1 protein-coding gene is annotated in these 771 nt (G+C 45.1%); it reads right to left on the bottom strand.

The genetic code is table 11. The annotated features are described in order from the left end of the window. Positions 1-771 (bottom strand): Ig-like domain-containing protein (locus HX129_RS17715; RefSeq protein ID WP_286436400.1); only part of this gene is annotated, 771 nt, incomplete at both ends.

The raw sequence follows: 771 nt of genomic DNA, 5'->3' as shown, positions 1-771 counted from the left end.
CGAATCGCTGTCAGAATCCGAGTCACTGTCTGAATCAGAATCGCTATCGCTGTCAGAATCCGAATCACTGTCTGAGTTGCTATCGCTATCCGAATCCGAATCACTGTCTGAGTCGCTATCACTGTCAGAGTCCGAATCGCTGTCAGAATCCGAGTCACTGTCTGAATCAGAATCGCTATCGCTGTCAGAATCCGAATCACTGTCTGAGTCTGAATCGCTGTCTGAGTCCGAGTCGCTGTCAGAATCCGAATCACTGTCTGAGTCGCTATCGCTGTCTGAATCCGAGTCACTATCAGAGTCGCTATCGCTGTCTGAATCGCTATCGCTGTCTGAATCTGAATCGCTGTCAGAGTCGCTATCGCTGTCCGAATCCGAGTCACTGTCAGAGTCGCTATCGCTGTCCGAATCATCAATAATTGGAGCAACCAAATCTGTCGCTACTGATTCATTACCTTTTGCATCAGTAGCAGTGACATCAACTTCTTCACCATTTTGCAATGGTATTTCTAGTTGAATCGTATAGTTACCATTTTCGTCTGCAACTGCTTCACCTAAAATAACCCCACTCACTGGATCTTTTACTTTCACTGTTGCATTTGGCTCAGTAGTACCACTTATTTCTGAACCATTGTTATCAAATACTGCAGTTGGTGCATCTGGTGCTGTTGTATCTTGTGCAGTCACTTCAGTTTTGTCTGAAACGTTGCCTGCTTCATCTTTCGCAGTCACATCAACAGTTTCACCATTGGTTAATGGATTATCCAAACCAAC

It is taken from the genome of Acinetobacter sp. 251-1, from assembly GCF_030329305.1.
GTDB lineage: Bacteria > Pseudomonadota > Gammaproteobacteria > Pseudomonadales > Moraxellaceae > Acinetobacter > Acinetobacter piscicola_A.
Note: the sequence above shows the minus strand (reverse complement) of the source record. Positions and strands in the feature narration are given on the sequence as shown.